We start from the raw sequence: 23,075 nt of genomic DNA, 5'->3' as shown, positions 1-23,075 counted from the left end.
TCTCGCCTGGTTCGAAACTCTGCTCAATGATCGTCAGCTTTTGCTCGGTTGTCCATCGCCTGCGGCGAACATCACCCGTCAGCAATTCAACGTGTCGATACTCGTTAGACATAAGCCTGTCCTCAAGCCTGTGCTTGAGCCTTTCTGCTTATGCCGACCTGTCCGGTCGAAATGGGGGGCAGTTCAATTGGTGGCTGGAGACTGCCGCAATTGGAGAATGATCGTGAGCGACCAGACGGGTAAAGCCGGCGACGGCATTCACGAGAACCACTGGTGCGAGCATCCGGGGTGTCGTAAGTGGGGGCGGCTTCGGATACAGTCGGAACAAAGCCAAAAGCCCCACGGGCATTGCTGGGAGCAGCATTATCCGCAGCGGGACATGTTTAAGGTTGCCCCCATGAGATAGGCCTTATCGCAATCGACCAAGCCTGCAATTTATGGATGAACTCAAAAAGGCGTTGAAGTCCCCAATTGTCTCAACTATTGCTCTATTATGTAAGGCTAGTAGAGAGAAAATCAATGAATGTTGTGGCATCGGCCGCCGTCCAGAGGCTCCTTAGATTGCTTCGCAGACGACCGCAGCAGGAGGATGCGCCGCAGCGATGTTCCATTGAAGAATTTATCAGTTTCAGTTCTTCGCGCGAAACTCCTTTCGACGTTCTTGTTGCTCCAAATGACACGCGCTGGGATGATCTTTTTCCCCATTCACTTTTGCTCAGCAGATCAGCCCTAACCGAGCTTTACAATGGCCTTGGTCGGGTTGGTCCATTCTCGGCCCACAAAGGCGGGAGAGTTGCCCAGTGTACCGCTAAAAGGATAGCTAATAGGTTGGCCACCAAAGCATGCGGTGCAGACAAAGCCAAACAATCCGCATTTTCGAAAGCGTGGCTTTTTCCAATATGGAGAGAGATCGCAACGCTTATGCCAGTTAGAGCCCTCGCGCGAAAACTCGCTCAATCACACGCTGGAAAGCTGATAGTGATCCCCATCGAGACAAATGTCTTCTCATACTTGAATTACTTTAAGTGGGACGTTCAGGCCGATGAAATTGAGCCATTACTGCTCGCAACAGCATGCCGGCAAGCAGGCATGGACGTCATCGTTGTAGCGGAGCGAAGTGTTTTCACGTCTTCCGCGACCAGCGCAAACGAAATTGCGATCGAAATCCGGCCTTATGAAATCTGGCGCGAACAAGGGCGCCCGATAATATCCGGACAACAATGCAACAATATCGTCGTAGAGGATGGCATCCGGAACTTCGAGTACGTAAAAACGCAAATTCCTGATGCTATCAGCGTGAAATCGCGACTTTATAGCGGATCGGAGCAAGCACAGATAATTCTTTGGGGTCAAGAGCATAATCCGCCAACCCACATCGTATCTCTCAAATTGGTGAAAGAGCTCCCCGGAGAAGTGGCGCTTTACTCTCCGGCTGACGAGGTTAGTACCCTTTCCGATTACTTCATAGCCTCCATGCTACCGATGACGGAAGCAGCGATGCAAACTGCAATCGAGAGCGTAAATACATCTGGTGTCAAAGACGCGCATATATGCGACTGCTACTTTTTTGAATCCGCGTTGATCGCTCATGCGGTTCGTCAGAACGGGGGGCGAGTGCACCTATGGCCGCATTCGATCAATAACACTTTCATCCTTCAGCACTCAAGGGCCGACAGTCCTGCTACAGTTCGCTCGATAACTTCGAGTTCGGCGAGGAAGTGCGCAGAATATTTTCGGACTTCGAACGTCATTATCGATCCTCGAATTATGCTTGCTCCAGCCGCTTTACCGCGCCGATTTGTAGAAAACCGCCCTACAACCGTTGTCATATTCGGCGGGTCCCATGCGGTCGCGCGAATGCCATTGCTTGATGTGCGCCACCATGAACAGACTTGGGTCAAGCTGCTGAAGGCTCTTGGTCGTTATCCAGATGAGTTCAAGGTCATATTCAAGCCGAAAGGGCATTGGGAGTCTTCTCACTGGTTGTCCAGTCTTTCCGGAGGCAGCCTCAAATTTGTGGAAACGGCTGTTCACGCTAACGACCTTGATTTCGACAACTCGATCTTCATGTCGGTCTCTCTAGCATCGGCTGCGCTGCTGGAGGGATTAGGGCGAGGTATACCGTTTATGATTACCCGCGAGGTGGAGGTGGAAGATTACATGCATGTTGACCCTGGAGCTGTACCGATTGGACCGGTGGATTCGATAGTGAGCCACCTCTTGGAGCTCCGCGCCCCTCACAAATTTATATCATTCGCTGAAAAACAGCTGCGCTGGTACTCGCAGGAGGTTACCTTCAATAAAAGCGCACTCGAACGGGAGACCTATCAATGACCCTCAAGATCGCAGCAATAATTCCGGCCAGAGCAGGAAGCGTCCGGGTCAAAGCTAAAAACCTACAAAAAATTGGCGCCCTGTCGCTCGTCGAGCGGAAAGTTGATCAGCTGCAACAGTCTAAATACGTGACTGACATAGTTTTGGGAACGAACTGTCCTGATTGCATCGAAATTGGGAGGCGAAGACGGATATCGATTTTGGAGCGCGATGAGTATCATTGTGATGAAGCGCGAGTTTCAGCCAATGAAATGATACACGATTTAGCGTCGCGCTTGGATGCTGATATTGTCATATGGAGCCATTGCACGAACCCGTTTCTTTATGCTCGCCATTACGACGTCGCCATCGAGCGTTTTTTGGACGGAGAGAAGCTAGGCTTTGATTCCCTATTGTCGGTCCAAAAGGTTCAATCCCACATGTGGAACAAGGATGGCCATCCCGAGAACTATGATCCATATGCTAAAAAGCACACGTTAGCGAAGTATATAGATCCAGTATTCTTTCAAGATGGTGGCATATTCATTCAGCGTCGCGAAGACATGGTGAATAACTCCTATTTCTTTGGGTCAAAACCACAATTGTTCCAGGTTGATTTTCCATTCGCCCATGACATCAACACAGAAAGTGACTTGGAGATAGCAAGAGAAATGGCGTCATGGCTCGATTCCAAGGAGCGCTTTTCGCCCGCAGCTTGAAGTACTCTGGCCCATAGTGCTTCCCTCCATTCTTCCGAGAAAATTGCACCATTAAAGTCCGGGATCAAACAGGTCTGACTCAGATCAGCGGTAACCGCTGTTCCACCCCCAGGTTGCTTACTGCCGTTGACCTCTCACATCTTCCTTACCGAGAGCGGCTATGCAAGGGCAGTGGCATCTTGGACTGCCTTAGCCATGGCCGGTTCTCGATAATCTTCCATTTTGGTCGGCATTGCCGTAAGCGCCGGATCAGCTCTCAGTGGAAATCAACGCCCGGCGCTTGCCATCGTGGAACTCTGACCGTAGAGAAATTCGAGTTTGGATTATGGGAGACTAGAATGGCGAAGCGTGGGCTCGATTTCACCGGTGAGAGATTTGTCCCAGATATAGACGGGGTGATACGTCTTGAGCACCTGCATAGATATGCTTTTGCGCGCGACCTAACCGCCGGACGAGACGTTTTGGATATCGCCTGCGGCGAAGGTTATGGTTCCGCAATGATATCCGAAAACGCAAACTCTGTCATTGGGGTTGACATTGCTGCAGACGCAATAGCGTATGCTCGCCAGACATATGTTCGCGAGAACCTGAATTTCTTGGAAGGATCAGCAACAAAAATACCTGTTGCGGATGCCTCCGTCGACGTCGTTGTCAGTTTCGAAACAATTGAGCACCTCGAAGACCACGAAGCGATGCTTGCGGAGATAAAGCGTGTGCTTCGTCCCGGTGGGATCTTGGTTATTTCGTCGCCGAATAAAAAGATTTACTCCGATGAAACCGGGTACTCCAATCCTTATCATGTAAAAGAGCTGTATACCGAAGAATTCTTGGAGCTGGTCTCGCGGTATTTCGAAAATGTGCGTCATTATGCGCAAAAAATATTAGCTGCCTCCGTAATAGCGAATACTGAATCAGTCTCTCCCCTCTCAGTGACCGCAGATATGAAGCAAGACGATAAATTCGAGAGAAGACGATATGATATGATCGTTGCGTCCTCGAAAGCCTTGCCGGCCCTTGCCAATAGCATTTTCGAAACAGAAGAATCTTCTCTAAATCCTTACAAATCCGAGGAGATGCTGAGACACTACAAAGGTGAGATAGATAAGGTACTTGAGGGTAACGAGCGCCTTCTTGCGGAATTGAGCGAAAAAGAGAGTGCTATCAACAGGGCATACGCTGTTCAGGCTGGGATCGAAGCACTAGCCAAGGACGCGAATTCGGTATTATCCAGTAAATATTGGAAGCGGACCAAGGTACTCAGAAACGTTTCTAATATACTTAGGAAAATTCGCAGAAAGCCAAAGAAAACCTGGCCGAAGATGTTCAACTACGAACATTACATTGCCAATGGCGCCGAAGTCGAACGGGTGCAAGAAGTCAAGAAGGTCAAGCGGCTCGATCTAATACCTTTTCGGGGACGTTCAGTAAAACCGCATTTGACATGCATATCCATGGTCCGCAATGAGGAGGTGCGTGCCGATGACATGATGCGTCATCTTTGTGCGCTTTTCGATCGTGTGGTGATCATTGACCACCTGTCAACAGACAGAACATCGGAAATCGTCGCCCGGTATAATGGGCATAATGGCACGCAGGTCGTATTATTCAAAGCAACGGATGTAGGTTATTATCAATCCGAATACATGAGCGCCGTAGCAAGAGCTCTAGTGGCTGAACGGCAGAGTGATTGGGTGTTCCTTATCGACTTTGATGAGGTCTTGCCTTTTGAATCCCGAGACAGTTTCGAACAGGCGCTTGCTCCTTTGACTGGCGCAGACGTCGTTAATCTTCACTGGCACAATCTCGCTACCGGAGAAGATGCAAGACAATCGCTGCAGAACGCTGAGGTCACGGTGGGACCCAAGGTGTCGCCCTTCGTCAAGATTGCTTTGAATATACCTCGGCTACGAGGACGCAAGGTCGCAATCGCTCAAGGCAACCACGCGACGTATCTTGATGGCAATACAACGCCTTATATCGGCGAGCGCGCGTTCGGTATTTTTCATGCTCCGATAAACGGAGCCGCTTCATTTCGGGCGAAAGTAAACCAGGGAGCATCCGCGTACGCGTCCACAGTCGGGCATCACGCGTCAGAGGGCTCGCATTGGCGTGAATTGAACGCCGCTGCCTCAAGATTTGTAGAAAACCCGGTTCTGCTGCGAGAAATCGCCCTGCGTTACGGTGAACCATTCGATGTCGTTGCTGCCGATGTTAAAGCCGGGCGTGTCACCGAGAACACGAGACCGATGACATTGAAGTTCGCTCAAGTTGATCCAGCTCCGCTTGAAATCCCCGAACCGCAAACCGTACTGGAGTTCGATTTAGGCACCATTGACACCGCGATGGCACGGACTTTCAAAATGGCCTATAAAAATACGTCCGAAATAGAAAGTATCCTTTCGAAGCCCCTGTATGAGACCCTTGAACCTCTGACGCGCAAACTTGATCAGGACCCACTAGCCCGTGCGAGCAGAATTCATCAGGCAATGATTTCTGCGGCTACAGAAATCGAAGTTGTTGCGCTTCCCACTGCATGGTCGGGCCATAAAGCCTTTTTGTTTTCGCTCATGGAGGCGATGCGTCCGCGACGTTATGTTGAACTGGGTAGTCATGCGGGCGCGTCCTTTTTTTCCGCCTGCCAGCACCTAAAAATGAACGACGGATACGGCGAAGCTGTCGCAGTTGATATATGGGAGGGAGATCATCAAGCGGGGTTCTATGACGAGCACGTTTTTAACAACTTCAAGTATCTGCTCAAAAAACACTTCCCTAAGAATGGCTCCTACATCCGCGGTTATTTTAATCAAGCGGTAAACCTGTTTGAGAAAAAGTCGATTGATCTACTTCATATAGATGGCCTTCACACTTACGAGGCGGTGAAGGACGATTATGAAACATGGTTGCCGGCACTGAGTGAAAACGGAGTAATTCTGTTTCATGACACCAGTGAATATCAGGGCGATTTCGGTGTGTGGCAGCTTTTCGAAGAAATCAAAGATCAAGCGACCGCATCTTTTCGGTTTAGGCATTGCCATGGCCTTGGGGTCATGGCGTTTGGAGACCGTGAAACCAATCCCGCGATTGAGCTATTGGAACATCTGGCTGCAGACCCTCTTCGAGCCGAAAATTACTATTCAACCCTGGGGTCGGCGCTGTTTGAGCAAGCCCTTCGGAGAGTTTCATGACCATAAACAGGCTCGCAAAGTTGAAGTTGCAATCAATTAGGCCAGAATTACTGGTCGATTTGGAACACTACTCCAGCGTAAGGGGTAAAAAATTTCGGAATGTGTCCGAAGCCTACCTCGATTATTGTGATCATGGAGAAGCAGCCGGGCTTACCCCATCGCCGTTCTTTTATCCAGAATGGTATCGTTGGCAAAATCGCGATAGTGCAGCCTATCCTTCTGCTCTGGCTCACTTTGCAACTGAAGGTCTGATCCGGCCGATCGATCCCGCGCCATTTATTGACAGCGTTTTGTTGCTTAGAAACTCTTTGCAATACTCGAACATTGTCGAAGCCGTTTGGGCTTTGGTTGAAAAGCGCGATACCTCGGTCTCTCCACGCATAGACGATCATCTTGAAAATCTTACCCATACGCAGCAACGGATCCATGCATCTATCAAGTCGCGCCTGTTTGGCTCTCCAAGCAACCAACGGAAGCGTCTTGTTTGGGTGCAGGCTGGGCATGCATTCCGGCCTGCGAAATGGTTTCGTCCGGATTCAGCGAGAACTTGGGATCTGCTTTGCAATTGGTACACGTTAAGTGGGGTGGATATCCGGTTGGGGGAGATGCATCTTCGCCAATCAGGCACTAAGGCCACTGGTATTCACCATGCATTGAATCATTATGGTGATATCTTGCTGGGTTATGATGCAGTGCTTTTCCTTGATGATGATCTCGGGATCGAGCACGAACAGATTGATCGCCTTTTTGATATAGCAGAGGCTAACGGTCTCGATATGTTCCAACCCGCCGTTGTCGCGGGTTCCCAATGTGTGTGGAAAGACCTATTTCGAATTCCTGGAAGAGATTTTCACGAAACAACTGCCGTGGAGATTATGATGCCAGGTTTTTCGAGGCGTGCTCTGGAACTTTGTATGCCTATTTTTGGAAAATCTGTTTCAGGCTTTGGGCTCGACTTTAACTGCTCTGAAACAGTAAGAAACGCCGGTTGGAAATGTGGCGTGATTGATGCTGTTGCCGCGGAGCATATTGATTTAATAGACGAGCAAGGTGGCGCATATTATGAGTTTATGCGAGCGCTCGGCATAAATCAAAAATTCGAATTGTTTCAAACAATTAAAGAGTTGGGCAAGTACCCCGAATTCGCAACGGTGTAGCTTGCGAAAGCTCGGCTATTGTGAATTGTAGCAATTTCGTCATCGCCGTTTCGAGGGAGGCTTCTCGGACTTTCGCTTCTATTATGCTCTTCAACATTGGTGCTATTCGCGTTGAGGTGAAATCCACCCTCTGTTTGCGGGGTAGGGGATAAATGTGACGTGCCCCCAATAAATTAGGCCATTTAGAACTGGAATTTTCCACTTATGATCCCTGGTGGGAAGAAGAGGAGAATTCGATGAAGGCCTCGAAGTTTTGTAAGCGGTTAACCGCTGCCTCAACTACGTCGATGTAGAAGCTTGCTTCCACCGTGGTGGCCGGTCTATCCCATTGGTCAAATTTCCCGAACCCATTCCCTACGTTGCCTCGACTTGGCCCCAAGAATAGGGTATCCGCCTCAACACATGACGGATTTTGCCAAGGAAAAATATGACCGACGATCTCGATTTTACCGGCGAACGCTATCTGCCGACGATTGGCGGGAATATCCATCTCGAGCATATGCATCGATATCATCTGGCGAAAAATTTTGTCCGAGGCAAAGATGTTCTGGATATAGCAAGTGGTGAAGGTTATGGCACCTCGCTTCTGGCGGAAACTGCCCGCTCTGCTATTGGCGTGGATATTTCAGGCGAAGCTATCCATCACGCGCAGGCAAAGTATAAAGCTCGAAATATTTCCTTCAAAGCCGGGTCGTGTGAAGATATTCCGTTACCGTCGGCTTCCGTGGACGTTGTCGTATCTTTTGAGACACTTGAGCATATCGAGGCCCATGATCGCTTTATGCTCGAGATCAAGCGCGTCTTGCGCGCCGACGGAGTATTGATCATCTCGACGCCGGAAAAATATGCCTACACTGTCGCTTCGGGGCAGGTTAATCCTTTTCACGTCAAGGAGCTTTTTAAGAACGAATTCAGTAGGCTCCTCGGGCAGCACTTCGCCCATGTGTCGATGCATGGGCAAAAAATAGGTTTCGGTTCGATTGTAGCATCTGAAAACCAGTCAGCTGCCTTTTTTGAAACTGATTCCGGAAGCGGCGCAACTATTGCTGGCGTCGAAGCGCCGATGTACATGATCGGTGTCGCATCGGATCAACCGGTTGACAATATGGGTATGAGCGGGATTTTCTCACAGGATATCCAGTCTTCCGAACCGGTGTTGAAGCGTGTGGAATTCGAAGAGGCACAATGGTCTGATGTGTTGATGAAAGACGTTGACCATATTTCTGGTCAAGTGGATGCGCTCCAGCGAAGTAATTGGATGAGCAGGGCGTCTTTGGGAAAACTATTGACGCGTCTGCTTTATACACGGCTGCTTTATACACTGTCCGACGTAAAAGCCTTCAGCACACGTAGACGCAAAAGATTTTTGAAGTCTGCCGAGAAGCGTGATCCTATGTTGTTGTCACGCAAGGTCGATAAATTTTGCCTTGATTATTACCAGAAGATTACGACTAATAAAATTATCGCAGCTAGCCGCTCAAGTATCGGTGTGCGTAGCGGCGTGACGGTGACGGCCATCGTTCCCAATTTCAACCACGCCCGTTATCTTTCTCAGCGCCTAGACAGCATTCTGACGCAGACATATCCGCTAATCGATATTCTGGTCCTTGATGACTGTTCCACCGACGACAGCAGGTCGGTGATCGATTCTTACGTCGAACGTTATCCAGACCGCATCAGGGTGATCTATAATACCGAAAACTCCGGCAATGTTTTTCGCCAGTGGCAAAAGGGCCATTCTCAGGCGAAGGGTGACCTCGTGTGGATCTGCGAAAGCGATGATTTTTGCGAGCCGACATTCATCGAGCGAATGATCAGCTCGTTTCGAGACCCTAGTGTTATGTTGGCGTTTGGTCGCATTCAGTTCGCCAACGGCGAAGGCAATTACGTAGCCGGGCTAGATCATTACAGGGAAGATAGCGAACCCGGAATCTGGGATGCGCGGACTGTCCGTCCCGCTGCAGAATGGTTCCGCGGCGGCTTCGGCATAAAGAACGTAATCGCGAATGTTGGCGGTAGTTTGTGGCGTCGCTTTGATATCGCCGACGAAATTTGGGAAGAAGCACGAAGCTTCAAGATAATGGGAGACTGGTACCTCTATTCGGTTATCGCGGGTGGAGGGCAGATTGCATATGAACCAAGCGCCATAAGCTATTTCCGAATTCACGGTAACAATACTTCTGGCAGTCAAGCGCAATCTAATCCCGAATATTATCGGGAGTATTTTCGGTTTATGCTTGCGCTAAAGTCACGGTGGGATATCCCCGAGAAGACGCTGGAACGTTTTTTGGAGTCCTGTAGTGCAGTATTCCGGCATTCTCAGATTAGCGGGTTTGAATTTGATCAGCTGGTAGATACGACGGCCCTGAGGGATGTTCCCCGAAGTAACCGACACGTTTTAATTGGATTTTTGGGTTTTTCCTTTGGTGGCGGAGAAATTTTTCCAATTCACCTCGCGAACGCGCTGCATAAAAAAGGAATCACGGTGTCAATGTTGCAAATGCATGATGCCGATGATCATAGATCGGTCAGGAGTATGCTGAATCCTGCAATACCTGTTTATACAGCTAATCAGATTAGAGATGTCGGGGTCAGGAAATTTATTGACGAAGCCGGAATTTCCGTTGTGCATTCACATATTGCGACTGTCGAAGATTTTTTGCTTGCCGACTTCGATGTCTCCCGTGCGTATGTTTCAACATTGCACGGGTCATACGAAGCGATGAAGGTACATAAGGGGAAAATCGCTCAATGGTGTAAGAAAATTGATAAATTCGCATATCTTGCGGACCGAAATTTGCAGCCCTTTGAGGGGCTGAACGTTCCGTCAGATAAGTTTATCAAAATACGAAACGCTATGCCTGTTGATAATACTGAGTTTACAAAGACACGCGCTGAGCTCGGGATCGCAGATAATGCGGTCGTTTTTTCTTTGGCAGCGAGAGGGGTTGAGGGTAAGGGGTGGATCGAGGCAGTAAAGGCTTATCTGAAATTACGTGAGCGACATCCGGATACTCCGATGGCGTTGCTCATGGCAGGAGAAGGGCCGAGTGCTGACGCTGCACAGCGGGTGGGAGCCTCGGATGCAACTATTCATTTTTTGGGTTTCGTCAGAGAGGTTCATGGTCTCTATCGGATGAGCGACGTTGCTTTACTTCCAACACGCTTTCCAGGTGAATCTTTTCCGCTCACCTTGATACAGGCTTTTCAAGTGGGAGTGCCTTGCATCGCAACAGATGTGGGTGAGATCAAAAACATGTCGCAAGTTGATGGAAAGCAAGCTGGCATCATAATTGAAAATACTGCTGACGATGACCGGTTCGTCAGCTCCCTCACCAGAGCCATGGAATCTATGCTAGATGAAACTACTATTGCCGATTTCAAAAGCAGAACCCGGCAACTAAGCAAAACGTATGATATCGATGATCTGGCTGCAGAATATGCAAGAGAATATCAATCGATACTCGTGCAGAAGGGCCACTCCATCCAGAATTGGCCACCTCTCTAGTCAATTGTTGAGGGCAGCAATGATGGTGTTTTGCCAGATTTTCACCTAGGCAGCTGTTTGGAAGCGTTGATTTGGGGCATGAAGCATCCAGTCGTCATAGATGGATGCTCTAAAAACATGATTCTTGCTCGGCGCTTTTAAGATCGAACCATTACTTCCATTTTATTGTTCCTTCTAAAAAACCGAGAGCCTTCGCTCGCCGCCGCGCTGAAAAAAGAACGGCGGGCGAAAACAGGAGCGCGAGGGCCTGAACGAAAGTCAAGGTTTTTGCAAGGGGTCTTTTATGTTTGATGCCCGTATAAATCCTCGATCGGGCCATATGGAATGCCTTCAGACGTGCGATCTCAGGGGATCGTCCCGAAGAATGTCCTGCAGCATGAATGATGAGGGAATTTCTCACGAACATGAGTTGCCCTAGTTGCGCCAGGCGCAGAGAAAGATCGTCATCTTCGTGATAGAGGAAAATATTGGGGTCAAAGCCACCAACTTTTTCAAAATTTTGCTTCGAAACAAAAAATGCGGCGCCACTCAAGATCGGTACCGGGCTGTCGGCGTTGGGCCAGCCCTTTTTCATGTAGCGGCTGCGCGACAAGAGCCATGATCGGCGCTTGAAATATTGACTTCCATCCGTGTTGGCGATTCGTGGATTGAAAGCGACAGCTGAAGAGTGATGCTCGACCGCTTCAAGAAGTGCCTCGATAGCGCCTGGCTTCAATCGCGCGTCCGGGTTCAAAAACAGGACCCAAGGCGTTTGGACGACTTCGGCGCCTGCATTGCAGCCTCGGCCAAATCCCAGGTTTTCAGCAAGCCGCACGATGTTGATGTTTCTTCTTGCAGGAAGCTTCGCGAAACTGTTAGTTCGTCCGTTGTCGACGAGAACGATGGGCGTCTCCTCAGGGATCGAAGCGATCATATCGACGATGAGCGCATCGCTCTTGTAGCAGACGGAGACGACCGTTACGGCTGAAAGTGGTAGTTTTGCCATTTCGTATCCAAAGATTGGGGAACGAGCTCACGCCTGTATTCATTATTGTGCGCTGTATGTCCGACGAAGACGCTTCTAACGAATCCAGTCTCAATCGCACTCAACTGGCAAATTGTCGAAGCAATTGCTTAGGACGCCGCAAGTTTTCTCAAATAAACGCCGTAATCACCCTTGCCTGCGTTGTCAGCGATTCCTGAAAACTCGGCCTTCGTTATAAAACCTTTGCTGAAAGCGATTTCTTCAGGGCAAGCTATCTTGAAACCCTGACGCTTTTCCAGTGTGCGCACAAATTCCCCGGCTTCAAGCAGGCTATCGGGTGTTCCTGTGTCGAGCCAAGCGTAACCGCGGCCCATGATGGATACTTTCAGCTTGCCGCGTTCCAGATAGATGCGGTTTACATCCGTTATCTCATACTCGCCGCGCGCGGAAGGTTTGAGATTGGCCGCGATGTCCACTACATCGGCATCATAAAAATAAAGACCTGTAACAGCCCAATTTGATTTGGGCTTCGCGGGCTTTTCTTCGATTGATAGCGCGCGCATCTCACCGTCGAACTCGACCACACCATAACGTTCGGGATCGTTGACGTGGTAGGCGAAAACGGTTGCGCCGTCGTTGATATCCGTACCGTTTTGCAAAAGCTCCGGCAGTCCGTGCCCGTAGTAGATATTGTCGCCGAGGATCAGGCAGGACGGTGAATCGCCAATGAAATCAGCACCGATCATATAAGCCTGCGCCAGCCCGTCGGGGCTTGGCTGAACGGCGTATTCGATAGAGAGGCCCCATTTCGAGCCATCCCCCAGGAGGGTTTGGAAGAGCGGCATGTCATGGGGCGTCGAGATGATCAGGATTTCGCGAATACCGGCCAGCATCAGCGTCGTCAGCGGATAATAGATCATCGGTTTGTCGTAGACAGGCAGGATCTGCTTCGAGACGGCCAACGTCATCGGATGCAGGCGTGTTCCGCTGCCTCCGGCAAGAATGATGCCCTTCATGGCGTTTCCTTTTTACTCTGTGCCAAGGCGGCCACGACCGCACGCGTTGATGTCTGCCATTCCGGCAATCTAACTCCGTAGACCTCTTCCAGCTTGCTGCAATCTAGTCGGGAGTTTGCCGGGCGTCGCGCTGGGGTAGGGTATTGTGCAGTCGTGATGTCATTGACGATCATCGACTTTCCGCCGTTTTCCGCAGAAAAGCCGAATATCTGTTTTGCGAAATCCGCCCAGTTCGTTTCACCGGTTCCAGACAGGTGGAAAATGCCACGAAGATCTGGGGAGGGGTCTTGTAACAGTCTTCTCGCGATAACCACGATTGCGGCGGCGATTTCGTTTGCCGAGCTAGGGGATCCAAACTGATCTGCAACGACGTTGACTTCATCGCGGCTCTCGCTCAGCCGAAGCATGGTTTTTACGAAATTGCCGCCATATTCCGAATAGACCCACGCGGTTCGCAAAATGGCGTGATTGGGATTGCTTTCGGAAACCGCCTGTTCACCTTCAAGCTTCGAACGGCCATAAACGGAAGTCGGGCCTGTCGGATCGGTCTCGACATAAGCGGCGACCTTGGTGCCGTCGAAGACGTAGTCCGTGGAAAGATGGATGACCGGAACGCCAATGTCGTTTGCAGCTTGTGCAATGGCCCTTGCTCCGTCCCGATTGACGGCGAAGGCGATGTCCGGCTCGCTCTCCGCTTTGTCAACAGCCGTGTAAGCAGCAGCCGATATTATCACATCGGGTTTTGCGTCGCGCAGTGCTTTGGAAACCGTTTGAGGTTGGGCGAGGTCGAGTTCCGGCCGGCCCAGAGCCAAAATCTCCAGATCGGGACTTGCCAGTGCCTGAAGAGCACTGACGATCTGCCCATTTTTACCGGTAACCGCCAGCCGCATTCATTTAGCCTTTCGTCAAAACGCCGAGGCGCTCTCCGGCATAAACACCCTCACGAAGCGGCTGCCACCACCACCCATTGTCGAGGTACCATTGCACGGTCTTGCGGGTGCCCGTCGCAAAATTTTCCTGTGCTTTCCAGCCGAGTTCGGTTTCCAGCTTCGTGGCGTCAATGGCGTAGCGCGCATCGTGGCCCGGGCGATCCGTGACGTATTTGATGAGCTCGGCATAGGGTTTGGATTGCGGGCGCAGCTCGTCGAGAATGGAGCAGATGCAGTTCACCACATCGATATTCTTCTGTTCGTTTCTGCCGCCGACATTGTACTTCTCGCCGGCAAGGCCCTTTTGAACGATAAGCCACAGGGCACGGGCATGGTCTTCCACATAAAGCCAGTCACGGATGTTCGCGCCGTTTCCATAGACCGGCAGCGGTTTGCCTTCCAGCGCGTTGAGAATAATCAGCGGAATGAGCTTTTCCGGGAAATGGAATGGCCCGTAATTGTTGGAGCAGTTGGAAATGACGACCGGAAGGCCGTATGTGCGCTGCCAGGCTGTGGCGAGATGATCGCTTGCGGCTTTGGAGGCGGAGTATGGCGATGAAGGGTCGTAGGGTGTGGTTTCTTCGAAAAGACCGTCGTCCCCGAGCGAGCCGTATACCTCGTCGGTTGACACGTGAAGCATGCGGAAATTCGCCTTGGCGTCGTCGGCAAGGCCGCTCCAATATTGCCGTGCTGCCTCCAGCATCGTGAACGTGCCGTTGATATTGGTCTGAATAAAATCAGCGGCGCCGGTTATGGAGCGATCGACATGGCTTTCGGCGGCCAGATGCATCACGTAATCCGGCTGGAATGTCGCGAATGCGTCATTCATCGCGACCCGGTCACATATGTCGGCCTGAAGAAAGCGGTGATTGGGTGCATTTTCGATTGGCTTGAGGGACGCCAGATTTCCTGCATATGTCAGTTTGTCGATAGTGAGAACATCCGCGCCGATCTCGCTCACAAGATAACGTACGAGGGCAGAGCCGATAAATCCGGCGCCGCCGGTAACTAGAACGCGCATCATGAGTTTCCAGTGTTTTGATAAGTGAAATATTCAGGCAGTTCCGACAGAAGCGGTTGCTTGCCATCCTTCTCGGAAAGGACGTAGCCTTCCAGCTTCGGCCATTTGATACCAATGGCAGGATCATCCCATTTAACGCCGCGGTCGTTGGCTGCACTATAGGGCGCCGTCACTTTGTAGGAGATGACCGTGTCGTCAACGAGCGTCATGAAACCGTGGGCAAATCCCGCCGGAACCCACAGCTGCTCGCCATTTTCGGGTGAGAGTTCGACAGCCGCCCATTGTCCGAAGGTGGGCGATCCTGCTCTGATATCCACCGCGACATCAAGCAGCCGTCCCCGAATGCAGCGCACAAGCTTGCCCTGTGCGAAAGGCTCTGTCTGAAAATGGAGCCCTCTTACGGTCCCGGCCTGCGCGGACAGGGATTCATTGTCCTGCACGAACTCCACGTCCGCTACATTTTTGCGAAACCATTCCCTCTTGAAAACCTCGCTGAAGTAACCCCTGCTGTCGCCGAAACGAGCCGGAGTTATCTTTTTTAAGCCTGATATCGAGAATGCTTCTAGTTGCACTATGCGGATCCTGTCTGGTCTGCCTACTCAGGGTGATATGGCTTTATCGGTAGGGACAGTCAATAACGCTTTATTGATCGCCCACACAAGAGCGACGAAATCTCCGTCGAACAGCATGCTGAAAGCGTGTTGGATCTCGGCCTGTTTTTCACGTTTAGAGAGTGATCGGTGTCAGGAAGAACTTCCAGAAGCTAAGCCCGCGCCGGCCCCGTCCGTTCGCGCATTGTGGAGGTTGATATTACCGGGACACCCGCTCTTATTTCCACATCGCCCGCATCCGCGCACCCACATCAATCCGGATCTGCTGCGCGCTTCGTTCCGAAGCGGCGGCCGAAACCAGTGGCCAGGTCATCGTTTCGAAGAATTGCAGCAGGGTCGCTGGTATGAAGCGGGTTCTCGCGGCGTAGACATGCCGGTCACCCTGCTGGTTCTGCCCGCCGGTGAAGAAACGTTGCGGTGTTATCAGCGACAGGCTGTCCTTGGCGCGGGTCATGGCGACATAGAGCAGCCGGCGTTCTTCCTCCAGTTCCTGGGTGGTGCCGACGCCGAGGTCGGAGGGAATGCAGCCATCGACCACGTTCAGGATGAAGACGGAACGCCACTCCTGGCCTTTTGCCGAATGGATGGTCGACAGGCTGAGATAGTCTTCGTCGAGCAGCGGCACGCCGGCCTGGTCGCTGGTGGCGCCGGGTGGATCGAGCGTCAGCTCGGTCAGAAAACGCTCGCGTGAGGGATAGCCGCCGGCAATCTGCTCGAGTTGCAGCAGATCTGCCTTGCGGGTGTCGGCGTCCTCACGGATACGTTCGAGATGGGGCTCGTACCACAGCCGTGCCTGCCCGATTTCCCCCGGCCAGCCATTCGGGACCTGCCGCAAGCCCACCAGCATCTGCGTGAAGGTCGTCCAGTCATCGCCGGTCTTTGGAGGGGGCGGAATTTCAGCAAGGGCAAGCAGCGGCTCGGGGGCAGTCGCGATGGCATCAAGAATATTGCCGGCCTTCTTCGGTCCGATGCCGGGCAGCATCTGCAGCAGCCGGAAACCGGCGACGCGGTCGCGTGGGTTCTGCGCGAAGCGCAGCACGGCCAGCATGTCCTTCACATGGGCGCTGTCGAGGAATTTCAGGCCGCCAAATTTGACGAAGGGGATGTTGCGACGGGTCAGTTCCACCTCAAGCGGCCCGCTTTGGCTGGAGGTGCGGAACAGCACGGCCTGCTGTTTCAGCGTCATGCCGGTTTCGCGGTTTGCAAGAATCTGGTCGATGATGAAATTCGCCTGTTCGGTTTCGTCCTTCACCGTCACGAGCTTCGGGCGCTCCAGTGACTCCCGCTCGGTCCAGAGGTTTTTGGTGAACCGCTCCCGCGCCAGATCGATCACGCCGTTGGCGGCCGCAAGGATCGGCTGCGTCGAGCGATAGTTGCGATCAAGCGTGATGATGTCGGCCGCCGGGCTGAAGGACGCCGGGAAATCGAGGATGTTTCGCACTGTCGCCGCCCGAAACGAATAGATCGACTGCGCGTCGTCGCCCACCACGGTCAAACCGCGGCCGCCGGGTTTGAGCGCCATCAGCACGGAGGCCTGCAACCTGTTGGTATCCTGATATTCGTCGACCATGACATGGTCGAAGCGGTTACCGATCTCATCAGCCAGAATGGGGTCGCTGACCATCTGGGCCCAGTAGAGCAGGAGATCGTCGTAATCGAGCACGTTCTGGACCTGTTTTGCCTCCACATAGGCTGCAAACAGTTGCTTGAGTTCACTCTCCCAGTTGGCGACCCAGGGGTAATGCTGGCGCAATATGTCCTTGAGCGGCGTCTGGGAATTCACTGCGCGCGAATAGATGGCAAGACAAGTGCCTTTTGTCGGAAAGCGGCTTTCGGTCTTGGAAAAACCCAGCTCGTGCCGGGAAAGGTTCATCAGGTCGGCGCTGTCTTCGCGGTCGTGGATGGTGAAATCGATGTTGAGCCCGATCTGCTCGGCATAGATGCGCAACAGGCGGGCGCCGATGCCGTGAAATGTGCCGGACCAGGCCAGCGCGTCGGTGAGGGCTCCCGAATTGCCGCCGAGGACGTGTTTGCAGATACGCTCCACGCGGCGCGACATTTCCGTGGCGGCACGCCGCGAAAACGTCATCAGCAGGATACGGCGGGGATCGGCGCCATTCACGATCAGATGTGCGACACGATGGGCGAGCGTATTGGTCTTGCCCGAACCGGCCCCGGCGATGATCAGCAGAGGCCCGGCCGTGTTGCCATCTGTCAGCCCAACGCCATGCTCCACCGCCTTGCGCTGCTGTTCGTTGAGCTTTTCCAGATAGGCAACCGCCATGCGAACAATCCTTGATACCTGCCTGTCCCCAGGGTGAGGACCCGTTCAGAGATGGCAGTTGTCGGAATCTCCGGCCATTGTCTGCCCTGTTGTCGCAATGATTAGCAAAGACTCAAACACCAATCCAGAACAAATGCTGAACGCCTCTTTCCCGTCGTTTAAACGCGGTCGGTAGTGAGATTTATCGTTTCGAAAGGTTGCGTGCAGTTCGTCGGTGGCTGCCGACCGCCGGGTGTGCCCGATCCCGCAATCGCGGGTCAGATTACGCATGAGGAAGCGGCGATATTATTATGAAATATATTGATATTCTTGATTTTAGTTAGTGCATTTTCGCATTCTGCCACGAAACCTTTGAACCAACCCGGTGATCCGCGAGTTCAATAATCGCGCCTCGGGAGGAGGCGCATTTTGGGAGGACCAAACCATGAAGCATCTGAAACTTTGCCTGATCGCTGTCGCCGCAATCGCTGCCTCGACCTTTGCGCGGGCCGAACAGAAGGCGATGAAATCCGATGTCACCATCGCCTCTGATATCAACTATCTGCTCTACACGCCCAAGGACTACGCCAGTTCGGATAAGGCCTATCCTCTTGTCGTCTGGCTGCATGGCGGCGATCAGGGCGGCGGCGACATCGAAAAGCTGCGCCGCAGCGGCCTGCCGAAACTTATCGAAGAAGGCCGCGATTTTCCTTTTCTGGTGTTTTCGCCGCAAAATCCGAGTGAAGAATTACTCTATCCGATCGAGCGCGTGGCGAGTGTTCTTCAGGCGGTGGTGGCCGATCATCGGGTGGATCGCGAGCGCATCTATCTGATCGGTTATAGCCGGGGAGGGTTCGGCGCATGGTCGATGGCCGCGCAATTCCCCGAAACTTTTGCCGCGATTGTCCCGATCGCCGGCGGCGGTATCCGGCATTATCTCAATCGAACGAATGACAGAACAGCCTTCTGGGCCTTTCATGGCGCAAATGACGCTGTGATTCCGCTGTCCGACACGGTGGTCCTCGTGCAACGCCTTCAGGAACTGAAACGAAATGTCCGGCTCACCGTGTTCGAAGATACGGACCATGAAGCGGTCGAAGGGAAAGTGCTGAAGGACGAAGCGATGTGGACGTGGTTGCTTGAACAGAAGCTCACCGGTGAGAAAGCCTCTTCGGGTCCGTGAATCCGGCCTGATCGCTATTTTACGGCTGCTATAGCCGATCCCACCCAAGGCCGCCGCGGGGCAGGCTTTTTGTCAGACCCCGTGGCCTCCCGCAGTAAATGCATCTTTATCGCTTGACTCAGCGCCCGGAAATAGTGCTAATGCGCATTAGCAGTTAATGCGTATTAGCAACGATCGGATGTCGGGGAGGGCCTCGGGTGGCCAATCACAAACGCCTCACGCAAAACGACATCGCCAAGCTCGCCGGCGTCAGTCAGGCAACGGTATCGCTGGTTCTGAATGGCGCACCGGCCGCGATTGCCCGCATCCCGGCTGAAACCCGCGAACGGGTACAGGCGGTCATTCGCCAGACAGGTTATGTCGCCGACCCGATCGCGCGGCGAATGGCCAAGGGGCTGAACCGCATCCTCGGCGTTTTCACCTACGAGCCGGCTTTCCCGAGCGCGCAGGCCGACTTCTTCACGCCGTTCCTGCTGGGTATCGAGGAAGAGGCGCAGCAGCAGGCCTATGATCTTCTGCTGCTGACCAGCGCCGGCGTCGGCAATAACCGCAAGATGTTTTCGGAAGGCAACAGGCTCAGGATCGCCGATGGCTGTCTGGTTCTCGGTCGCGAATTCGACCGCAAGGAACTCGCCCGGCTGGTCTCGGAAGACTATCCTTTCGTGGCCATTGGCCGACGTGAAGACGCTGGCGGGCCGGTTCCTTATGTGGGCGGCGACTATGCCGCGGGAACGCGGCAGCTTGTCGAGGACGCGAGAGCGCTGGGGCACTCGAAGCTCGCTTATATCGGCCCCGATGGCCCGGCGGAATCGATCGCTGACCGCTGGCGTGGTTTCAGTGCGGCGCTCGGTGATGCAGCCACGCTTGCCCTTCATATCAAGGCCGTCAACCGGCCGGCCGACAAGATCCTCGATGCCATCCTTGAAAGCGGGGCGACGGCAGCCTTCTTCATAGAGCTGGCCGATGCCGTGCGTGTCGAAACCCTGGCAAGGGCGCGCGGGCTTGCCGTGCCCGAGGCTTTTTCGATGATCGTGCTTGGCAGCCATATCAGGGCCGCGCGCAGCCCGGTGCGCTTCACCTCCTATGAAATTCCCCGCGAGGAGATGGGCCGGCAGGCGACTGCCATGCTGGTCAACCGCATCGAGACCGGCAGCCCGGGTAGTCAGATCCTTCTCAAATGTGAACCCGTCAGAGGGGAAACATTGGGCCCGGCCCCGGCACGCTCCGCAAACAAGTCCCCAGTCAACAAAACGGATGTGACGACGTGAAAGACATGCAAGCAGATATTCTCGTGGTCGGTGGCGGCCTTGGCGGCGTGGCGGCGGCACTGGCTGCCGCGCGGGCCGGAAAGCGCGTTATCATGACCGAGGAATATGACTGGATCGGCGGACAATTGACCAGTCAGGCCGTTCCGTCGGATGAGCATTCATGGGTCGAGCAATTCGGCATCACCCGCTCTTACCGGGCGCTGCGCAACGGTGTGCGTCAATATTATCGTGACCATTATCCGCTGACGGAAGGCGCACGGGCATGGGGTGATCTCAATCCGGGCGGCGGATGGGTGAGCCGCATCTGCGCCGAGCCGCGCGTCAGCCTCGCGGTCATGGAAAGCATGCTGATCCCCTATATCGGCGCCGGCCGTCTGACGGTGCTCAAGCCCTGGCGTCCGGTCGCGGCCGATGTCGAGGGCGACAGGGTTCGCTCAGTAACCGCCCGTCATCGCGACAGCGGCGCTGAAATCGTCATTTCCGCCGATTACATCCTTGATGCCACCGAACTCGGCGATCTGTTGCCGATGACGGGCACGGAATACGCCAAGGGTTTCGAGGCGCAGTCGGACACGGGTGAACCCAGCGCGCCGGCCGAAGCCCAGCCGGACAATGTGCAGGCCGTATCGATCTGCTTTGCCATCGACCATGTCGAGGGTGACCAGACGATCGACAAGCCTGACAATTACGATTACTGGCGCTCGTACCAGCCGCATTTCTGGGGTGGCCCGCTCCTCGGCTTCACCGCGCCGCATCCGCGCACGCTTGAGCACACCACCCGATCCTTCACGCCAAATCCCGATGACGATCCGCTGCTGGTGGATGCCGACCAGCGCAAGGGCGGCGGCGATGAAAACCTCTGGATTTTCCGCCGAATTGCGGCGCGAAAGAACTTTACGCCCGGTTTCTACCAGTCCGATATCTGCCTCGTGAACTGGCCGATGATCGACTATATGGACGGCACGATTATCGACGTGTCGGAAGAAGAAAAGGCGCGGCATCTGAAAGCGGCGGCGGACCTTTCCTATTCGGTCTTCTACTGGCTGCAGACGGAAGCGCCGCGTCTTGATGGCGGGCAGGGTTTCCGCGGGCTGCGGCTGCGGGGCGATATCACCGGCACCGAACATGGGCTCGCCATGGCGCCCTATATTCGTGAAAGCCGCCGCATCAAGCCGGTTACGCGCATCGTCGAGCAGGACCTTTCCTACACGGTTCGCGGTGACAAAGGCGCGGTGCGATATCGCGACAGCATCGGCATCGGCATGTACCGCATCGATCTGCATCCATCGACCGGCGGCGACAATTACATCGACGTGCCTTCCTGCCCCTTCGAGATTCCGCTCGGCGCGCTGATCCCTGAGCGTGTGAAAAACCTCATTCCGGCCGGCAAGAATATTGGCACGACGCATATCACCAATGGTTGCTACCGCCTGCATCCGGTCGAATGGAATATCGGCGAAGTGGCTGGAATGCTTGCGGCCCACTGCCTGGAAAAAGGTCTCGCACCGCATCAGGTGCAGGAAGACGACGACCATCTTCATGCCTTCCAGATGGCGCTGACCCGCGAAGGCATCGAAATACGCTGGCCGGACATAGCGGCCTATTAGGACGGCGGACTGCCGTTCGATCGAACCCATCTTTGGAGGAGGACTGGGAATGAACAATCATTGGAAAATGCAATCCACCGCCTGCGCGCTGGCCCTCATCGGCTCGTTTGCACTGGCAGGAACAGCCGCGGCGCAGGATGCGATCAAGCTGCGCATGACGATCTGGAGCGCCAACGAGGCGCATCTGAAGCTGTTCAACGACATCGCGGCCGGCTTCAAGAAGGACCATCCAAATGTCAGCGTGACCTATGAGTCCCTGCCTTTCGACACCTACACGACTGCGCTCACGACCCAGATTGCGGGCGGCAATGCGCCTGACATGGCGTGGATTTTCGAGACCTCGGCCTATGATTTCGTCAAGTCAGGCGCGCTCTACCCGCTCACCGACACGCTGAAAGCCGCGCAGGGTTACAATCTCGAGGAAGTCAGCGCCGGCGCCACGGAACGCTGGTCGCAGGATGGCAAGCTCTTCGCCTATCCGTTCTCGACCTCACCCTTTGCCGTCTTCGCCAACAATGATCTCATCAAGGCCGCAGGCGCCAAGACGCCGGCGGACATGATCGCTGCCGGCGAATGGACATGGGAGAACGCCATCGCCACGGCCTCTGCCGTCGCAAAAGCCGGCAAGGGCGGGCTTGTCGTCCGTGATTTCAATTACCAGAGCTGGCAATATCTCACCTCGGTGTGGAACGGCTGGGGTGCTTCCCCCTGGAGCGCTGACGGTACAACCTGCACCATGGCGGAAAAGCCGATGGCGGATGCCGTCTCGTTCATCCACGACGCCATCTTCGAGAAGAAGGCCATGCCCGGTCCGGGCGAGACGGTCGATTTCTTTGCCGGTAATGCGGCCATGACCATAACCCAGATCAGCCGTGCCTCGCTTCTGCCGAAGGACAAGCCCTTCGGCTGGGACCTCGTGCCGCTGCCCAAGGGGCCGGCTGGCGAATATGCCTTGATCGGCCAGGCGGGCATCGGCGTCATGCAGTCCGGCAAGAATGCGCAGACTGCAGCCGAGTTCGTCGCCTACATGACCAATCCGGAAAATTCCGCCAAGCTCAGCCAGTTCTTTCCCTCGGCGCGCAAGTCGCTGCTGAATGCGGAGGTGTTGAAAAAGACCAATCCGCTGCTCAGCCAGGAGCAGATCGAAAAGGTCGTCATATCAGGCATCGCCACCGGCAAGGTCATGCCCGGCCATACCGGTTTTGCCCAGATCCAGCAGATCGTGCGCTCGAACCTCGACGCCGTCTGGCGGCCGGAGGCCGATGTCGCGGGCGCGCTTCAAAAAATCTGCGGCCAGATCGGGCCGCTTCTGAAGCGCTGAGGAGAAAGCC

General features: G+C 53.8%; 15 protein-coding genes. 9 read left to right on the top strand and 6 right to left on the bottom strand.

Annotated elements, in window-relative coordinates; genetic code table 11:
* Nucleotides 1-519 precede the first annotated feature (519 nt).
* The 5 genes from QRN60_RS24985 (at nt 520) to QRN60_RS24965 (ending at nt 10,882) form a co-directional block, all read left to right on the top strand.
* A complete protein-coding gene (locus QRN60_RS24985) occupies nt 520-2,334 on the top strand; it encodes a hypothetical protein (protein ID WP_129565196.1) in 1,815 nt (604 codons plus the stop codon).
* Nucleotides 2,331-3,032, top strand: a complete 702-nt coding sequence (locus QRN60_RS24980; RefSeq protein ID WP_113100941.1) for an acylneuraminate cytidylyltransferase family protein — start codon at nt 2,331-2,333, stop codon at nt 3,030-3,032. The genes QRN60_RS24985 and QRN60_RS24980 overlap by 4 nt, the downstream gene beginning before the upstream one ends.
* Nucleotides 3,033-3,370: 338 nt before the next feature.
* Complete coding sequence (locus tag QRN60_RS24975; protein ID WP_113100940.1) at nt 3,371-6,217, top strand: class I SAM-dependent methyltransferase; 2,847 nt, start codon at nt 3,371-3,373, stop codon at nt 6,215-6,217.
* On the top strand, nt 6,214-7,374 hold the full coding sequence (locus QRN60_RS24970) for a DUF707 domain-containing protein (RefSeq protein ID WP_129565197.1): 1,161 nt from the start codon (nt 6,214-6,216) through the stop codon (nt 7,372-7,374). The genes QRN60_RS24975 and QRN60_RS24970 overlap by 4 nt, the downstream gene beginning before the upstream one ends.
* Before the next feature lie 427 nt (nt 7,375-7,801).
* Entirely contained in the window at nt 7,802-10,882 is a 3,081-nt protein-coding gene (locus QRN60_RS24965) for a glycosyltransferase (RefSeq protein ID WP_113100936.1), read from the top strand.
* A 151-nt stretch (nt 10,883-11,033) separates the two neighbouring features.
* On the opposite strand, the gene QRN60_RS24960 is transcribed toward QRN60_RS24965, so the two are convergent.
* The 6 genes from QRN60_RS24960 to QRN60_RS24935 all read right to left on the bottom strand — a co-directional run bounded on the left by QRN60_RS24960 (nt 11,034) and on the right by QRN60_RS24935 (nt 17,707).
* Nucleotides 11,034-11,867 carry a glycosyltransferase family 2 protein gene (locus QRN60_RS24960; RefSeq protein WP_113100935.1) on the bottom strand — a complete coding sequence of 278 codons (834 nt, stop codon included), beginning with the start codon at nt 11,865-11,867 and terminating at the stop codon, nt 11,034-11,036.
* Between the two features lie 128 nt (nt 11,868-11,995).
* Nucleotides 11,996-12,862 carry a glucose-1-phosphate thymidylyltransferase RfbA gene (rfbA, locus tag QRN60_RS24955; RefSeq protein WP_113100934.1) on the bottom strand — a complete coding sequence of 289 codons (867 nt, stop codon included), beginning with the start codon at nt 12,860-12,862 and terminating at the stop codon, nt 11,996-11,998.
* A complete protein-coding gene (gene rfbD, locus QRN60_RS24950; protein WP_113100933.1) occupies nt 12,859-13,752 on the bottom strand; it encodes a dTDP-4-dehydrorhamnose reductase in 894 nt (297 codons plus the stop codon). The genes rfbA and rfbD overlap by 4 nt, the downstream gene beginning before the upstream one ends.
* Before the next feature lie 4 nt (nt 13,753-13,756).
* On the bottom strand, nt 13,757-14,812 hold the full coding sequence (rfbB, locus tag QRN60_RS24945; protein ID WP_113100948.1) for a dTDP-glucose 4,6-dehydratase: 1,056 nt from the start codon (nt 14,810-14,812) through the stop codon (nt 13,757-13,759).
* Nucleotides 14,812-15,384: a dTDP-4-dehydrorhamnose 3,5-epimerase gene (gene rfbC, locus QRN60_RS24940; RefSeq protein ID WP_113100932.1), complete on the bottom strand. Its 573-nt coding sequence runs from the start codon at nt 15,382-15,384 to the stop codon at nt 14,812-14,814. Before rfbC ends, rfbB begins: the two co-directional genes overlap by 1 nt.
* A gap of 256 nt (nt 15,385-15,640) precedes the next feature.
* Nucleotides 15,641-17,707, bottom strand: a complete 2,067-nt coding sequence (locus tag QRN60_RS24935; protein WP_113100931.1) for an ATP-dependent helicase — start codon at nt 17,705-17,707, stop codon at nt 15,641-15,643.
* A gap of 424 nt (nt 17,708-18,131) precedes the next feature.
* Between QRN60_RS24935 and QRN60_RS24930 the strand changes: the two genes are divergently transcribed.
* The 4 genes from QRN60_RS24930 to QRN60_RS24915 all read left to right on the top strand — a co-directional run bounded on the left by QRN60_RS24930 (nt 18,132) and on the right by QRN60_RS24915 (nt 23,065).
* The gene (locus tag QRN60_RS24930) at nt 18,132-18,869 is read left to right on the top strand and encodes a carboxylesterase family protein (RefSeq protein WP_113100930.1); all 738 of its coding nucleotides are present in this window, start codon (nt 18,132-18,134) and stop codon (nt 18,867-18,869) included.
* Between the two features lie 197 nt (nt 18,870-19,066).
* Nucleotides 19,067-20,137, top strand: coding sequence for a LacI family DNA-binding transcriptional regulator (locus QRN60_RS24925; RefSeq protein ID WP_129565198.1), 1,071 nt, complete (start codon nt 19,067-19,069; stop codon nt 20,135-20,137).
* Nucleotides 20,138-20,142: 5 nt separating this feature from the next.
* Nucleotides 20,143-21,744 carry an FAD-dependent oxidoreductase gene (locus tag QRN60_RS24920; RefSeq protein ID WP_129565206.1) on the top strand — a complete coding sequence of 534 codons (1,602 nt, stop codon included), beginning with the start codon at nt 20,143-20,145 and terminating at the stop codon, nt 21,742-21,744.
* Nucleotides 21,745-21,793: 49 nt separating this feature from the next.
* Entirely contained in the window at nt 21,794-23,065 is a 1,272-nt protein-coding gene (locus QRN60_RS24915; protein ID WP_111820841.1) for an ABC transporter substrate-binding protein, read from the top strand.
* Nucleotides 23,066-23,075 lie beyond the last annotated feature (10 nt).

The sequence above is a fragment of the Agrobacterium sp. CFBP2214 genome (assembly GCF_030209895.1).
GTDB lineage: Bacteria > Pseudomonadota > Alphaproteobacteria > Rhizobiales > Rhizobiaceae > Agrobacterium > Agrobacterium radiobacter.
Note: the sequence above shows the minus strand (reverse complement) of the source record. Positions and strands in the feature narration are given on the sequence as shown.